At 53.9% G+C, this 14,372-nt stretch carries 13 protein-coding genes; 6 read left to right on the top strand and 7 right to left on the bottom strand.

Features of this window, described 5'->3' with window-relative positions; all coding sequences use genetic code 11:
* Window positions 1-21 precede the first annotated feature (21 nt).
* From AC0IM9_RS11260 to AC0IM9_RS11230, 7 genes are all read right to left on the bottom strand, one after another.
* Window positions 22-414, bottom strand: coding sequence for a hypothetical protein (locus AC0IM9_RS11260; protein WP_140912547.1), 393 nt, complete (start codon window positions 412-414; stop codon window positions 22-24).
* Between the two features lie 11 nt (window positions 415-425).
* A complete protein-coding gene (locus AC0IM9_RS11255) occupies window positions 426-1,355 on the bottom strand; it encodes an SAM-dependent methyltransferase (protein ID WP_482804053.1) in 930 nt (309 codons plus the stop codon).
* A gap of 51 nt (window positions 1,356-1,406) precedes the next feature.
* Window positions 1,407-1,811: a hypothetical protein gene (locus AC0IM9_RS11250; protein WP_482804052.1), complete on the bottom strand. Its 405-nt coding sequence runs from the start codon at window positions 1,809-1,811 to the stop codon at window positions 1,407-1,409.
* Window positions 1,808-2,557, bottom strand: a complete 750-nt coding sequence (locus tag AC0IM9_RS11245; protein ID WP_482804051.1) for a tRNA threonylcarbamoyladenosine dehydratase — start codon at window positions 2,555-2,557, stop codon at window positions 1,808-1,810. Before AC0IM9_RS11245 ends, AC0IM9_RS11250 begins: the two co-directional genes overlap by 4 nt.
* Window positions 2,550-3,176, bottom strand: a complete 627-nt coding sequence (locus AC0IM9_RS11240) for a TatD family hydrolase (RefSeq protein WP_482804050.1) — start codon at window positions 3,174-3,176, stop codon at window positions 2,550-2,552. Before AC0IM9_RS11240 ends, AC0IM9_RS11245 begins: the two co-directional genes overlap by 8 nt.
* A 129-nt stretch (window positions 3,177-3,305) precedes the next feature.
* A complete protein-coding gene (locus AC0IM9_RS11235) occupies window positions 3,306-5,891 on the bottom strand; it encodes a leucine-rich repeat domain-containing protein (RefSeq protein ID WP_482804049.1) in 2,586 nt (861 codons plus the stop codon).
* On the bottom strand, window positions 5,888-7,306 hold the full coding sequence (locus AC0IM9_RS11230; protein ID WP_140912552.1) for a KAP family P-loop NTPase fold protein: 1,419 nt from the start codon (window positions 7,304-7,306) through the stop codon (window positions 5,888-5,890). Before AC0IM9_RS11230 ends, AC0IM9_RS11235 begins: the two co-directional genes overlap by 4 nt.
* Window positions 7,307-7,502: 196 nt before the next feature.
* Here AC0IM9_RS11230 and ettA point away from each other — a divergent pair, with 196 nt between their 5' ends.
* From ettA to AC0IM9_RS11200, 6 genes are all read left to right on the top strand, one after another.
* Window positions 7,503-9,167, top strand: coding sequence for an energy-dependent translational throttle protein EttA (gene ettA / locus AC0IM9_RS11225; protein WP_482804048.1), 1,665 nt, complete (start codon window positions 7,503-7,505; stop codon window positions 9,165-9,167).
* Between the two features lie 197 nt (window positions 9,168-9,364).
* On the top strand, window positions 9,365-9,607 hold the full coding sequence (gene hfq / locus AC0IM9_RS11220; protein WP_054758645.1) for an RNA chaperone Hfq: 243 nt from the start codon (window positions 9,365-9,367) through the stop codon (window positions 9,605-9,607).
* An 11-nt stretch (window positions 9,608-9,618) separates the two neighbouring features.
* On the top strand, window positions 9,619-10,884 hold the full coding sequence (hflX, locus tag AC0IM9_RS11215) for a ribosome rescue GTPase HflX (RefSeq protein WP_482804047.1): 1,266 nt from the start codon (window positions 9,619-9,621) through the stop codon (window positions 10,882-10,884).
* A 167-nt stretch (window positions 10,885-11,051) separates the two neighbouring features.
* Complete coding sequence (gene hflK / locus AC0IM9_RS11210; protein ID WP_482804046.1) at window positions 11,052-12,248, top strand: FtsH protease activity modulator HflK; 1,197 nt, start codon at window positions 11,052-11,054, stop codon at window positions 12,246-12,248.
* 1 nt (window position 12,249) lies between these two features.
* The gene (gene hflC, locus AC0IM9_RS11205) at window positions 12,250-13,104 is read left to right on the top strand and encodes a protease modulator HflC (RefSeq protein ID WP_140912556.1); all 855 of its coding nucleotides are present in this window, start codon (window positions 12,250-12,252) and stop codon (window positions 13,102-13,104) included.
* Window positions 13,105-13,178: 74 nt separating this feature from the next.
* Window positions 13,179-14,369, top strand: coding sequence for an ATP phosphoribosyltransferase regulatory subunit (locus AC0IM9_RS11200; RefSeq protein WP_482804045.1), 1,191 nt, complete (start codon window positions 13,179-13,181; stop codon window positions 14,367-14,369).
* The last annotated feature ends 3 nt before the right edge of the window (window positions 14,370-14,372 follow it).

Here is a 14,372-nt window from a genome sequence, read left to right as displayed (position 1 = left end):
GTTTTGGATCAAGCGTGGCGCTTAGCGTTGGCCGTGCGGCGGGACTGGCGATGGGTCGATATTGGACAATAGCCCTTCCATTTTCTGCACGCTGGCGTCGCAGCCCTCGATACTGGATCGAACTTTGGCTTTGAATCTTAAGCCCATGCTCTCGCCGTCCGCCTCGTGTTCCGCGTATTCGTTCAATAGATGGCAGGCGTCGTGCATGGCCTGTTCGGTATCTTCGAAATTATCGCTATCCGGCAGTAGATCGGAATCGCTCAGCATCATCAACCGGCTGATGATGGCGTTTTGATGGCGGAACACCGACTCGGCATAGTCGGCGAAACTGTCCATCCCGCTGTTGGTCGGCGCACTGGCGCAGCCGGCCAGGCACACCAGCAACGGTATCCAATTCAAACGCGGTAACAACATGAACGGCTCTTTTAGTTTTTGTACGCGGTAAAAATGCAGTATTCGGTCAGTTTTTCCGTGAACAACCGATATTGCGCCAGGCCGACCAAATAGTTGGCGGTTTGGGCCTTGGAACGTAACCCCAACCATTGGCTGATAGTTTGGACCGGTTTCAGGCGTTTGGCTACCTTGTACATATGCTCGACCGAAGCCTGGGTTTGCGCGGTGATGTCGTGGCAAACGATGTCGGCAAAACCTTGTTGTTGCAATAGGCCGGTAAATTCGTCGCGGCTGCACAAATTGGGTACGGCCCAGCCGTTGAGGCAGGTTACGACGGCTTGCCATTGCTCGGGGCTGAACTGGCGTTGCAATACAAAGCCGTCGCAGACCACGATACGGCCGCCCGGTTTCAATACCCGCCAGGCTTCCTTTAAAAAATCGCCCTTGTGCAGAGCGTGGCAGGAGCTTTCCAGCGCCCAGACTACATCGAACGACGCATCGGCGAACGGGGTTGCGCAAAAATCCGCCACTTGAAAATCCACCAACTCCGCCACGCCGTGGCGCTTGGCGTGGGCGCGGGCATAGTCGGCCTGTTTGGCGCTGATGGTGATGCCGGTGACCCGGTTGCCGCGTTGCTTGGCCATCCAGATCGTACTGCCGCCGATGCCGCAGCCGGCGTCCAACACGTGGTCGCCCGGCTGTATCCCGGCTTTGTCGTACAGCATCTGGTTTTTATTGAGCAGGGCCTGGTGCTGGTCGTAAGGCTTGGCGTCGTCCCAATAGCCGTAGTGCAAGGCCAGGTTGTCGCGGTTGCACCAGGCGAACAGATAATCGTGATAGCAGTCGTCGTAATGCTTGGCCGCGTCGGCTTGCAGTTCGTCGGTGGACAGCTCGGCGCCGTGGCGCAGGCTTTGGTCGCGGTAATCCTGGTTCGGTTCTAAGGTATAAATCGTGGCTGACATGAATGGCTGGACGGCGTGGGAACGGGCTAAAAGCAAAATTGCGGTGCGGCCTTAGCCGCAAGATTGGCCATTATAATTCAGATCGCCGATGCGCTTCATGGCCGGCGACTGCGGCGGCAATTGCGGATCGGCAATTTTTAGCTTGCCGAACACCTGCCGAATCGGCAACGCTTTGATTTGGCTGAGTTCCAGGCCGAAACGGATGCGGAACAAACTGTTTTGCTTGCCGGCCGGCAAGGTCGCCAGCAACTCGGCCAGGCGCTGATCGATCAAGCGCCGGGCCAGCAGCAATTCCGGGCTGAGCTTGGCGTCGTTGGGGCTGGTTTCGGGTTTTGATGTTTGGGGAGCAGGCGAGGGCGCAGTGGCGCCTAATGCTTTTTCGCGCATCTCCCGCAGTCGGCTGCTTTGGGCAAAGCCGACCGTCATGCCGCTGCCGCTGGGTTTATGGTTGTTCATGCTTGATGTTTATGGCTGTGGGCCGGATCGTGGATCAGGTTGCGGATCACCACCGAGGCGCACACCCCGCCAAACGCCGCCGGCAAATAGGAAATCGTGCCGTAGGCCGACTTTTTATAATTGCTGCCGTCGGTGAACATCAACGAATCTTTATTCACCACTTCCGGCGAAAACACCACCTTCACGCCGCGGCTGATGCCGTGTTTGCGCAAGCGGACGCGGATGAACTGGGCGAACGGGCAGTTATAGGTCTTGGATATATCCACCACCTTGAGATGGGTCGGGTCCATCTTGCCGCCGGCGCCCATCGAACTGACGATCTTCATCTTGCGGCTTTTGGCGGCGCGGATTAAATGGATCTTGGGCGTCAGGCTGTCGATGGCGTCGACGATGTAATCGTAATGGGTGTTCAACAGTTCGGCGGCGGTGTCCGGGGTGATGAATTCGTGGCGGATGTGCAGTTGCAAATCCGGATTGATCGCCAATAAACGCTCGCCCATGATGTCGGCCTTGGACTGGCCGTGGGTCGTTGCTAAGGCCGGTAACTGGCGGTTGCGGTTGCTGGGGTCGACCACATCGCCGTCGACGATCGTCATCTCGCCAACCCCGGCCCGGCAGATGAATTCGGCGGCAAACGAGCCGACGCCGCCCATGCCCACTACCAAGACATGGGATTGCTGGAGCTTATCCAGCTTTGGTTTGCCGATCAGCAATTCGGTACGGGACAGCCAGCTTAAATCAGTCATGCAAAAACACGCGGGTAAAGTTACGGTGCAGTTCGGCGCTGAGCGCACCGACATCGAGGCCGAGTATTTTAGCCGCAGCCGCGTAGATTTGCGCGATGCTGATGTCATCGGCGGCATCGGTTTCCAGAAACAGCCGATCCAACGGGATGGTCGGCAGGGTTTGACTGGCCCGGCTGTCGGGTTTGAGCAGGGCTTTGCCGAAGGACAAATAGCAGCCGGGTTTGATCAGCTGTTGCGCGAGTGCCGGCTTGCCGCTGAAGCCGTGGATAATCCAGGGCTGGGCCGGTTTAAACGCTTTGCGCAACCCCAATAATTCGGCAAAGGCGCGGACGCAATGAACGATCAGCGGTTTGCCGAGGCGTTCCGAAAGTTCGATTTGCCAGCTAAATATTTTGCTTTGTGTCGTCAGTGGGGCGTCTGTGCAGCGGTCCAGACCGCATTCGCCGATGGCTATGACGTGCGGATCGATACAAAGGGCTTGCAGCTTTTGCCATGACTGTTCAAGCGGTTGACGCGCTATGAACCAGGGATGGATGCCGATGCTGACATAGCGATTTGGCTCCGCTGTTTCCGATTGCAAATATGGGACATCGACCACTGCGCTGATATCCAGGCTCAAAATACGGCAGCCGGTTGCTGGGCGGTCAGCGTGGCAGTGTATGTCAATCAGCGGGTGTGGCATTAACATCGCTTTGTCGCTGCTACAAGTTTGCCGGTTGGCGAGTACGCTCAAATTCGCTCAAGCCGGCTAGTCACTGTTTGGCCTGCCAATTATTTCCAAGTCTTGACGATGTGCCAAAGGCGAGAAGTCTTTAATCGGTGTGCCGGTTACGTCCAAAAATTTTAGATTCGGCAAGTTGGCGAGCGGAGTGAGGTCGCTCACTTTAGTTTCGCTGATATTGAGTTTCACAAGTTTAATAAGGCCGCTAATTGGTGCTAGATCGGAAACCGAAGTACTTTGAATGTCAAGCTCTTCAAGCTCGTGCAACGTGCTCAGTGGGGTTAAATCTTCGATAGGGGTGCTATCCAAATCCAAATTACAGAGTTTTGATAGCGGTTGAAGCGGCGCCAGGTCTTTGACAGATTTGCAGAACATTAGGGCTAAGCTATTTAACTCTGTTAATTGGATTAAAGGGCTTAGATCGGCGACTGATGGGCAGGCCAATCCAAGTTGAGTTATTTGTTTCAGATTGACGAGTGGACTTAAGTCTTCAAGTTGGCTTGAACCGACTGATAGGCTTTGGAGATCGGGTAATGCGGTTACGAAATCAATTGAATCCAGATGTTCTGTTTGAATAATTAGTAGACTCAGTTTTGGGATCGTGGATAAAGGGCTAAAGTCTCTGATCGAAACTTCGTAAAACCATAAGAACTCCAGATTCTCATTCCCGACTAAAGGCGTTAGAGTTTTTACGTTGTTTCCGGATATCTTTAAGCTATGGATCCAAGATTGCTCCTTGAGCCAATCGGTGCCCCACCGAATAATTTGCGCTGCTAAATCCGACTCGTTGTAGACTTCGCCAGCAAATAACAACGCACCGATAATATCTCCTGCCGAGAAATTGCCGTTTTTCGCGCAAGCGGCCTCTAGAGCAGTACACCGATAAACCGAGTCTTTTCTGATGTCTTCGGGTAGCCCAGAGTGTGGATCTAGGATCAATTTTGCTAACAAGCGGGCAGCAGGGAGGAGTTTACTTTGTTCTTCAGCTTTGTCTGATTCGTTAACGCCTAATAGTTCGTTACCCTGATAGAAACAATCGCGGAACAATGTCTTGGTCCAGCGCGGATATTTGTTGGCGCAGATCTCGAACAAAAACACCAGAGTTTCCGTCCATTGGCTTTGGTTCGCAACATTCCGTAAAAAATCGCGATCGATACTCGGATTGATTTCGCTATGGCCATCGGCAGCCCATTCCGGACTAATAATCAGCTCCGACAAATAAAGGGCCGCAAAATATTCCTGAAACGACAAGTGAATAAAGGCGTAGCGGCCTTCGCCGCGCGGTAACAGCAGGCCGCTACGTTCGCCGATCAATTTTAGGTAGGCAGTTGCAAAGGATTGGTCTGCGGCATAGCTGCTATCGGCCATCGCCGCGTTGATCCAGGCCAGTACCTCGTTTTCCTCGGCCAATATCGCTTGGTCCGACGGTTCGTTCTGCTTGCTTTCGTTACGGCGTAGTTGTAACTGGAAGCCGACGTGCGCCAACCAACGCTTTTTTTCCTCTAGCGGGAAATCCAGGCTGGTGTTCAGGCGGCGATGCTCGTCTATCGATTGCAGATAGGCCTTGGCGATTTCCTCGTAAAGCAAGGCTTTGCCATGCGGCAAGTTGGCCAGTACGCGATAGATCAACGCCATCATCGTCAGCAAATTAGGGGTGCGGGCCAAGCGTTGGGTGTAAGGGTTTTCGCGTATGCGTGCAATAAGCTCGCGCGCTTTGCGCTCCGCCTCTAGCGTGCTGGTTTCGCGTAACACATACCAGTTGTAAGCAAACGCTTCGATTTGCGCGTCATTGAACGGAGATAAATACAGCAGTTTTGGGAACCCGTCGGCCTGGAAGCTGCCTTTTTCTCTGATCCGAGCAAGTATGTCGTCGCGAGCGACGAGTTTGCTGTCGAAGGGATCGCTGAAGTGGCTGAGGGTATTGATATCCCTCGATTCGACAATCCGATCGAAGGGCACTTCGTCGTAGCCAACCAGACGCGACGTCAACAACCAGACGCAGTCCGGGTAGCGTTGCATCCCTTCCCAGGCTGCTTGACGGAGGCGATTGCGTAACGATCGGTCGACGATTTCATCAATGCCATCCAATAAAATTAGAGCTTGTCCCGATGCCAAAAGGCTGTCCAATACTTCCGGATGGTCTGACAGGGGCGTAGACACTCCGTGCCGTAACCAAGCGGAAAGCAAATCGGCAAAGCTGTTGACCGAGCTCAAATGCAGTTCGCGCAGAACCAAAGGGATAGGCACCAAGGGCCCCATGCGTTGGCACCAGCGGTCGTCGATTTGGCTGGCAAAGCTCCAGGCCAGCCAGTTAATTAGCGTTGATTTGCCGCTACCTGGGTCGCCAAGTAGCACTAGTCGACGTTCGCGCTCCAAGGCTGCGAGGGCTGATTCGGTTTGTGGCCAATTTTCCAGGTTGGTGTCGGCGCTAATCGGGCTGGTGCAGACTTGCGGCTGCACATAGAGCCGGTCGATGGCGACGTCCGGGTTTTCTTGCAAATGGGGTAAGCCCAGAAAACGGACGTAGCCGTGCCATTTCAATACTTCGCTCAAGTAATTAATCAATACCGAGTTGCGTCTGGGCTCGGGGAAGGCGAACGATGTACTACTCATGATTGGCATTTCAGATAGGGAATAAAGTCGGCGGCAACATGCTGTTCCGCCATGTCGAGCAACAACGGGGCAATCCAGAACAGATTGGCTTCACCCGGATCCGGATAGTTGGGCTGGACATTGTAGGAGGGGGTGGGCGTACTGGCGTCGCGGATCAGGCTTTCGGGAAGTTGCAGCGCTTTTAGAAAAATGGGTTTGGTTTCGTCGGAAAGTTCGCTACGCAGCCAGCGCAATAACAGGTTGTACAGTTTGGGCTCGTATTGCCAGCGGACAAATAAATCGTGGTGAAACTGAAACACATAAGCCACCAGCAAGAGGTTGCGAAAGTCGCGTTTTTGCAGATTTGGGTCAGTGGTTGCCGGGAGTAAGTCCAGGTGGCGCAGTAAAAAATTCGCCAAGCCTTTTAACCGGCGCGGATTGGGCGGCAGGCATTTGATCGGAGTACCGTTTTTGTCGATGAATGCCGTCGCAAACAACTGGTTCAGTTGATTGAGGTCGACAGGCGGATTGTTATGGTTGGCAATTTGACTGCCGATCCAGCCCTGAAGAATTTTTGCCGGATCTTCCGGCAGTGGCAGGCGCCAGACGTTTTGGCAGATTTTTTCCAGATAGGCCGCGGCGCGGATGCGGGTGATGTGGTCTTGGTTTTCTAGGCTCTTTGGCAGGCGTGACGCGATGGCGTCTTCGACAGCGCGTTGATTCATACCCAATATGAATACGCAGTTTTCCAAGTGCAGGTAAATTTTCAAGCCTTCCAAAAGTTTGTAGGCTGCTTCCGGCTCGCAGCGGTCCAGATCGTCGATAAAAACCACGACTCGTCTTGTCGGCGATTGGTTGTTCTTGTTGCTTGATCCGCGCAGAAGAATATTGATCGCTTCTTGCAGAAATTCCAAAGCGGTGTCCGTGTTAAGTTTGTTGGCGAGATGGTCTTTTTCCCATTGCTCGCCGAATGCCTGAACTTTTGCCGCATCGGGCATGACCTCAAATTGGATGAATTTACCGATGTCGGAGAGCATAGCCAGTAAACTTCTGATGGTGACGTCGCCAATCTTCTTCAGCCAGTTTGCGGTTTTGGCTATGCGGCCGAATTCTTCGCGAATGGCGGACAATAAGGCGACTACAGGAGCGGCTTCGTTTTGGTAGCGCCAGGCATCGAACCATACCGTGACTGGATTAAATAATTTGGGTACTTGCGGATCGACGTTCAGCCGTTCTTCAGTGTGGTCTAGTAAATTTCGCAATTGCTTCAGAAAACTAGTCTTGCCTGCACCCCAGTCGCCATGAATGCCCAATACCAGCGGTGTTGGGCAGGTCAGTATCCGATAGGCCAGCTCTTCGACGATGTCTTGGCGATTAAGCGCGTCGTGCAGTGTGGGTTCGTCGTCAAGTAGGCCGATATGGTTGAGTTCGGGCATGATTGTTTTTCCGTCAAAGCGCGATTAGTGGAGCGGTATAACAAACGGGCTAACATTGCTGGGGGATTATACGTCTATCGGATGCTTGGTGAGATTGCGATAGGGTGTGGCCGGTAATCGGGCTGGGTTTAAACGGAGGCATTCAAATCCGAGATGCCACGGTATAATGGCTTTTTTATTCGTTCTGTAGACTGCAATGGCGCAATATATTTTCTCCATGAACCGGGTCGGCAAGGTGGTGCCGCCTAAAAAATACATCCTGAAGGACATCTCGCTGTCGTTTTTTCCGGGCGCGAAGATCGGTGTGTTGGGTCTGAACGGCTCCGGTAAATCGACGCTGCTGCGGATCATGGCCGGCGTTGACAAGGAAATCGAAGGCGAAGCGATTCCGCTGAAGGGCATCAACATCGGCTATTTGCCGCAAGAGCCGCAGCTGGATCCGACCAAAAACGTGCGCGGCATCATCGAAGAATCCGTGCAGCACATCAAGGATGCGCTGGCAAAACTGGATGCGGTTTACGCGGCCTATGCCGATCCTGATGCCGATTTCGATAAATTGGCCGCCGAACAGGCCAAATTGGAAGACATCATCAACGCTTGTGACGGCCATAACCTGGATCGGCAACTGGAAATCGCCGCCGATGCGTTGCGCTTGCCGGATTGGGATGCCGACATCAACAAACTGTCCGGCGGTGAAAAGCGTCGTGTCGCGTTGTGCCGCTTGTTGCTGTCCAAACCCGATATGTTGTTGCTGGACGAGCCGACCAACCATTTGGACGCCGAATCGGTTGCCTGGCTGGAGCGCTTCCTGCACGATTACACCGGTACCGTCGTTGCGGTAACCCACGACCGTTACTTTCTGGATAACGTCGCCGGCTGGATTCTGGAACTGGACCGTGGCATGGGTATTCCTTGGGAAGGCAACTATTCGTCCTGGCTGGAACAGAAGGAAAAACGTCTGGAGCTGGAGGAGAAGCAGGAATCGTCTCGCCAGAAAGCCATGAAGGCCGAATTGGAATGGGTAAGGCAGAATCCGAAAGGCCGTCACGCCAAAAGCAAGGCGCGTCTGGCCCGCTTTGAAGAGTTGTCGTCGGTGGAAGTGCAACAGCGCAACGAGACTCAGGAAATTTATATTCCGCCCGGACCGCGCCTGGGCGACGTGGTGATTGAGGCCGATAATATCAGTAAAGGCTTCGGCGATCGCTTGTTGATCAACAACTTGAGCTTCAAATTGCCGCCGGGCGGCATCGTCGGGATTATCGGCCCGAACGGCGCCGGTAAAACCACGCTGTTTAAAATGATGGCCGGCATGGAGCAGCCGGATTCAGGTTCGTTTAATTTCGGCCAAACCGTGCAGTTGTCCTACGTCGAGCAGTTCCGCGACGATATGGATAACAACAAAACTGTTTGGGAAGAGATTTCCGACGGTCTGGACATGATTACGGTCGGCAAGTACGAAACGCCGTCCCGCGCTTACTGCGGGCGCTTCAATTTTAAGGGGGCGGATCAGCAAAAACGCATCGGCGACTTGTCCGGCGGCGAACGCAACCGCGTACATCTGGCCAAGCTGTTGAAAAGTGGCGGTAACGTCTTGCTGCTCGACGAGCCGACCAACGATTTGGACGTCGAAACTTTGCGAGCACTGGAAGAGGCGTTGCTGGGCTTTCCGGGTTGCGCTGTGGTGATCTCGCACGATCGCTGGTTCCTGGATCGGATTGCCACCCATATGCTGGCGTTCGAAGGCGACAGCGAGGTGGTCTGGTTCGAAGGCAATTACGCCGATTACGAAGCCGACCGCCATCGCCGGTTGGGAACCGACGCCGATAATCCGCGCCGGATCAAATACAAAAAAATCGGCTAAGTCGGGGTTAAGGGTTCGTTGCCGACAATGGCGGCGGACCCGATAGCCAATTAATGTGGGCCTTGAACTTGAAATAGCGCTGGTTTGTCCCAAACTTGATTTTAGTTTTTTCTTAAGCCGCTGCCGTCCGGTTGAAATCGGTGGTTGTAGCGGTTAATGTATTAATAGCGCACCGAACAATAATAAGGAGAAATAGGATGTCGAAAGCACAAAACTTGCAGGACAATTTTTTGAACGCCCTGAGAAAAGAGCATACCCCAGTGTCGATTTTCTTGGTGAATGGCATCAAGCTGCAAGGTCGCGTCGATTCTTTCGATCAGTATGTGGTGATGCTGAAAAACACCGTCAACCAAATGGTTTACAAACACGCCATTTCCACCATCGTCCCCGGCAAGAACGTCAATATGCATCGTGATGCCGAGCCTAGCGACGAGAGCTAAGAGGTTTATTTTTGTTTGAACGTCCCGATGCGGGCGAGCGGGCGATACTCGTTCACCTGAATTTGCAAGTCGGACAAGAAGATCTCGACGAGCTGAAAGAACTCACCAAATCCGCCGGTGCCCAACCGATTCATGTGGTCACCGGCAGCCGCCACCGGCCGGACCCCAAATATTTCGTCGGCATCGGCAAGCTCGACGAAATCAAGGTCGCCGTAGCCGAACTCCAGGCCGACATTATCATCGTCAATCATCCTTTGTCGCCCAGCCAGGAGCGCAATCTGGAAAAGGCGCTGGAAGTGCGGGTGGTCGACCGTAACGGCTTGATTCTGGATATTTTTGCGCAACGCGCGCAGACTTTCGAAGGCAAGTTGCAAGTCGAACTGGCGCAGTTGAAGCATCTGTCTACTCGATTGATTCGCGGTTGGACCCACTTGGAGCGGCAAAAAGGCGGTATCGGCTTGCGCGGTCCCGGCGAAACCCAGTTGGAAACCGACCGGCGTTTGCTGGCGGTCAGGATCAAGCAAATCCAGCAGCGTCTGGAGAAAGTCGAAAAGCAGCGCCATCAAAGCCGCAGTAAGCGGAAAAAGGCGGAAATTCCCACCGTGTCGTTGGTTGGCTATACCAACGCCGGCAAATCGACCTTGTTCAACACATTGACCGGAGCCGGGATTTATGCGGCAGACCAGTTGTTTGCGACCTTGGACCCGACTCTGCGGCAGTTGCCGTTGGCAAACGGTAGCGAGATCATCCTGGCCGATACGGTAGGTTTCATCCGCCATTTGCCGCACGAATTGGTCGCGGCGTTCCGTTCCACGTTGCAGGAGGCGGCCGAGGCCGATTTATTGCTGCATGTGATCGATGCGGCGGCGGAAGACCGCGACGATACCATTGTCCAGGTCAACCAGGTGTTGGAGGATATCGGTGCCGGCAAGATACCGCAGTTGAAAGTGTTCAATAAGATCGATTTACTCGACGATCTCGAACCGCATATCGATTACGACGCCGAAGGCCGGCCGGTCAGCGTCTGGATATCGGCGCAGAGCGGTGTCGGCTGCGATTTGCTGCAACAGGCATTAGGCGAATTGTTTGCCAGCAGCAAAGTGATCCGCAAATGCTATCTGCCGGCCGGGCAGGCTGGCCTGAAAGCCAAGTTGTTTGCGTTTGTCAGGATAATAAACGATGTCACCGACGATCATGGCGATTGCGAATTGACAATAGAAATCGATAAAAAGCATTTGGGTTTACTGAAACATATCCGGGCCGAAGCGCTAGCCTGATTCTAAAACCGTTTTCGATACCTAGTTATTTTCTCGGTTAATGGTAATTTGAGATAGAATGGCGCGCTTTCGGAAGCAGCGCGCTGTTCCTGAAACATAATTCCGGCTTTGCGGTACATGGCGAGTCGAATTTTGAGTTTGCAAATCCAATTATTGGAGCGTTTGGTATGTCTTGGAATGAGCCCGGCGGTGATAAAAAAGACCCCTGGAGTGGTCGCAACGAAAAGGATAATCCTCCCGATCTGGACGAAGTGATCCGGTCCCTGCAGGACAAACTGGGCGGTATATTCGGCGGCGGCAAACGCGGCGACAGTTCTCCCAGTGGCCCGTCGATGCAAAGTATCGGCTTTTTAGCTGCTGGCGCCTTGGCGCTATGGGGCTTGAGCGGGTTTTATACCGTAGACGAGGGTACCCGCGGTATTGTTACGCGTTTCGGCGCTTACGTCGCTACCACGCAACCCGGTCTGAATTGGCATATCCCGGCGCCGGTCGAGCAGGTGCAAGTGATCAACGTCGAACAGCAGCGTTTTATCGAGGTCGGTTACCGTTCCGGCGGCGGCCAGGCGATGGGTTCCGTGCCCAAAGAGGCGATGATGTTGACCAAAGACGAGAATATTGTCGATGTGCGTTTGGCTGTGCAATACCAAGTTAAGGATGCCAAGGATTACGCCTTCAACGTACTGGATCCGGCTTCGACGCTGAAACAAGTCACCGAGAGCGTGCAGCGCGGCGTGATTGGCCGTAGCGACATGGATTTTGTGCTGACCGAAGGTCGTAGCGAAATCGTTGCCGCAATCAAAACTGAAATTCAGTCGGTCATGGATGCCTACAAAACCGGCATACTGATCACCAGCGTCAACTTGCAGGATGCCCAACCGCCGGAACAGGTACAGGGTTCGTTCGAAGACGCCATTAAGGCGCGCGAAGACAAGCAACGCCTGATCAACGAAGCCGAAGCCTATTCCAATGACGTAGTGCCTAAGGCTCGGGGTGCCGCATCGCGTATCGTGCAGGAATCCGAAGCTTATAAGGAGAGGGTGATTGCTCAAGCCAACGGCGACGTCAGCCGCTTCTCGCAATTGCTCACCGAGTATAAAAAGGCGCCGGCGGTTACCAAACAGCGCATGTATATCGAAGCAATGGAACAAGTGCTTGGTAAATCGAATAATGTGTTGGTGGATGTTAAATCCGGCGGCAGCATCATGTACTTACCGTTGGAAAAGCTGGTGACTAAGGTTGCTGATGACGTTGCGCCGGCACCGACACCGGTTCACGAACAGGTGACAGCACCCGCGCCTCAAGTCAAAGAGAGTAGGAACGATATTCGTGCATCCAGCCGCGAACGCGATGTGAGAGGACGCTAACATGGGAAACAAGATATTAGTTGCCGTCGGTGTGCTGGCGGTCGTATTGTCGATGTCGGTCTTCACCGTCGGCGAAACCGAAAGAGTCATTAAGTTCCAGTTGGGTGAAATCGTCGGTACCGACTTCCAGCCCGGCATGCACCTGAAGATTCCGTTCATCAATAACGTCAAAAAATTCGACGCCCGTATTCTGACGATGGACGCGACGCCGGAACGGTTCCTGACTGCCGAGAAGAAAAACGTTATCGTCGATTCTTTCGTCAAATGGCGAATCGGCGACGTGAAAACCTTCTACACTACGGTGGGCGGTGACGTGGGCCAGGCCAATATCCGCCTGGACCAGATTATAAAGGATGCCGCCCGGAGCGAGTTTAGCAAACGCGAGATCAGGCAACTGGTCTCCACTGACCGTAGCGCGATTCGGGATTCGCTGATCACCAACGTATCGCCGCACGCCTCACGCTTGGGAATTAACATTGTCGACGTGCAAGTCAAGCGCATCGACTTGCCTAGCGAAGTCAGCACCTCCGTATACCAACGGATGGAAGCGGAGCGGGCGCGGGTAGCGCGCGAGTTTCGTTCCCAAGGTTCCGAGGCTGCAGAGCGGATTCGTGCCGATGCCGACAAGCAACGCGAAATCATACTGGCCAACGCTTATCGCGATTCAGAAGTGCTGCGCGGCGAGGGCGATGCTAGGGCTGCGGATATTTTCGCTAAGGCCTATGGCGAAGACAGCGATTTTTTTGCCTTCTACCGCAGTTTGATCGCCTACAAAGAAGCGCTCGGTAAGTCCGGAAATATCATGGTGTTGGAACCGAACTCCGATTTCTTCAAGTATTTCAAGAATCAGAAGTAAACCATCAATCTGACACTGCACGATCAGACGCCCCGCTCTGCGGGGCGTTTGCTGTGATTGGGATAGACAAAAAAATGCAAAGAAAAGACAACTGGCTGTTGCCCGAAGGCATCGGAGAGGTACTGCCGGAGCAAGCCGCGCATTTGGAAAAATTGCGCAGAACCCTGCTCGATACTTTTGCCTGTTGGGGTTATCAGTTGGTAATACCGCCCTTCGTCGATTTCCTGGATTCGCTGCTGACCGGCTCCGGCCACGATCTGGATTTGCAGACCTTCAAGCTGACCGACCAACTCAGCGGGGAAATGCTTGGGGTACGCGCGGACATGACCCCGCAAGTTGCCCGAATCGACGCCCACCATCTGCAGCACGACGGTCCTACCCGCTTGTGTTATGCCGGAACCGTGTTGCACGCCGTAGGCGACCCGTTGGAAAAAAGCCGCAGCCCGATGCAAATCGGCGCCGAACTATACGGCCACGCCGGACTGGAAAGCGATTACGAAGTGATCCGCTTGATGCTGGAAATGTTGGCGATCAGCGGTCTGCAAAACGTACATTTGGATTTGGGCCACGTTGCCATCTACCGGGCGCTGGCCGAGCAAGCCGGCTTGAACCAGCAACAGGAGTCGAAATTGTTCGACGTGTTGCAGCGTAAAGCCAGAACGGAATTGGTGGAATTGTTGGCCGGCTTTGCGCTCGACGAACGCTTCCAGGCCATTTTCAATGCGTTGCCTAAATTGAACGGCGGTAGAGAAGTATTGGACAAGGCCGACGGTTTGTTCGCCGGCTTGCCCTGTAGCGGCATTGTTGGCGATGCCTTGACCGACTTGCGCGGCATAGCCGACAAACTGCGGCGCGATTTTCCCAGCTTGAGCGTCAGTTTCGATCTGGCGGAATTGCGCGGTTACCATTACCACACCGGTATGGTGTTCGCCGCCTTCGTGCCGGCTTTGGGTAAGGAGATCGCCCGCGGCGGCCGCTATGACAATATCGGGGCACGTTTCGGCCGGGCTCGGGCCGCTACCGGGTTTAGTGCCGATCTTAAGGTATTGGCAGCCATGTTCCAGGATATCGATAGTGCCAGACAAGTGGTTTATGCGCCGTTCGGCGAGGATGTCGATCTGCTGCAAACCATCAGAGATTTACGTGCTCAGGGCGAGGTCGTCATACAGCAATTGCCGGGGCAAACCGATGCGGCCGCTCAACTGGGCTGCAACGCAGTTTTACAAAATCAGAATCAACGCTGGGTCGTTAAACCATTAGTTTAAGGT

The sequence above is a fragment of the Methylomonas sp. Uni0011 genome, assembly GCF_056850255.1.
Note: the sequence above shows the minus strand (reverse complement) of the source record. Positions and strands in the feature narration are given on the sequence as shown.

What these genes read in the sequence shown, in the direction of transcription:
- AC0IM9_RS11250 (WP_482804052.1), bottom strand. Translation starts at nt 1,811, where the DNA reads ATGAACAACCATAAACCCAGCGGCAGCGGCATGACGGTCGGCTTTGCC.
- hfq (WP_054758645.1), top strand. Translation starts at nt 9,365, where the DNA reads ATGTCGAAAGCACAAAACTTGCAGGACAATTTTTTGAACGCCCTGAGA.
- AC0IM9_RS11235 (WP_482804049.1), bottom strand. Translation starts at nt 5,891, where the DNA reads ATGAGTAGTACATCGTTCGCCTTCCCCGAGCCCAGACGCAACTCGGTA.
- hflK (WP_482804046.1), top strand. Translation starts at nt 11,052, where the DNA reads ATGTCTTGGAATGAGCCCGGCGGTGATAAAAAAGACCCCTGGAGTGGT.
- AC0IM9_RS11230 (WP_140912552.1), bottom strand. Translation starts at nt 7,306, where the DNA reads ATGCCCGAACTCAACCATATCGGCCTACTTGACGACGAACCCACACTG.
- ettA (WP_482804048.1), top strand. Translation starts at nt 7,503, where the DNA reads ATGGCGCAATATATTTTCTCCATGAACCGGGTCGGCAAGGTGGTGCCG.
- AC0IM9_RS11200 (WP_482804045.1), top strand. Translation starts at nt 13,179, where the DNA reads ATGCAAAGAAAAGACAACTGGCTGTTGCCCGAAGGCATCGGAGAGGTA.
- AC0IM9_RS11255 (WP_482804053.1), bottom strand. Translation starts at nt 1,355, where the DNA reads ATGTCAGCCACGATTTATACCTTAGAACCGAACCAGGATTACCGCGAC.
- AC0IM9_RS11260 (WP_140912547.1), bottom strand. Translation starts at nt 414, where the DNA reads ATGTTGTTACCGCGTTTGAATTGGATACCGTTGCTGGTGTGCCTGGCC.
- hflC (WP_140912556.1), top strand. Translation starts at nt 12,250, where the DNA reads ATGGGAAACAAGATATTAGTTGCCGTCGGTGTGCTGGCGGTCGTATTG.
- AC0IM9_RS11245 (WP_482804051.1), bottom strand. Translation starts at nt 2,557, where the DNA reads ATGACTGATTTAAGCTGGCTGTCCCGTACCGAATTGCTGATCGGCAAA.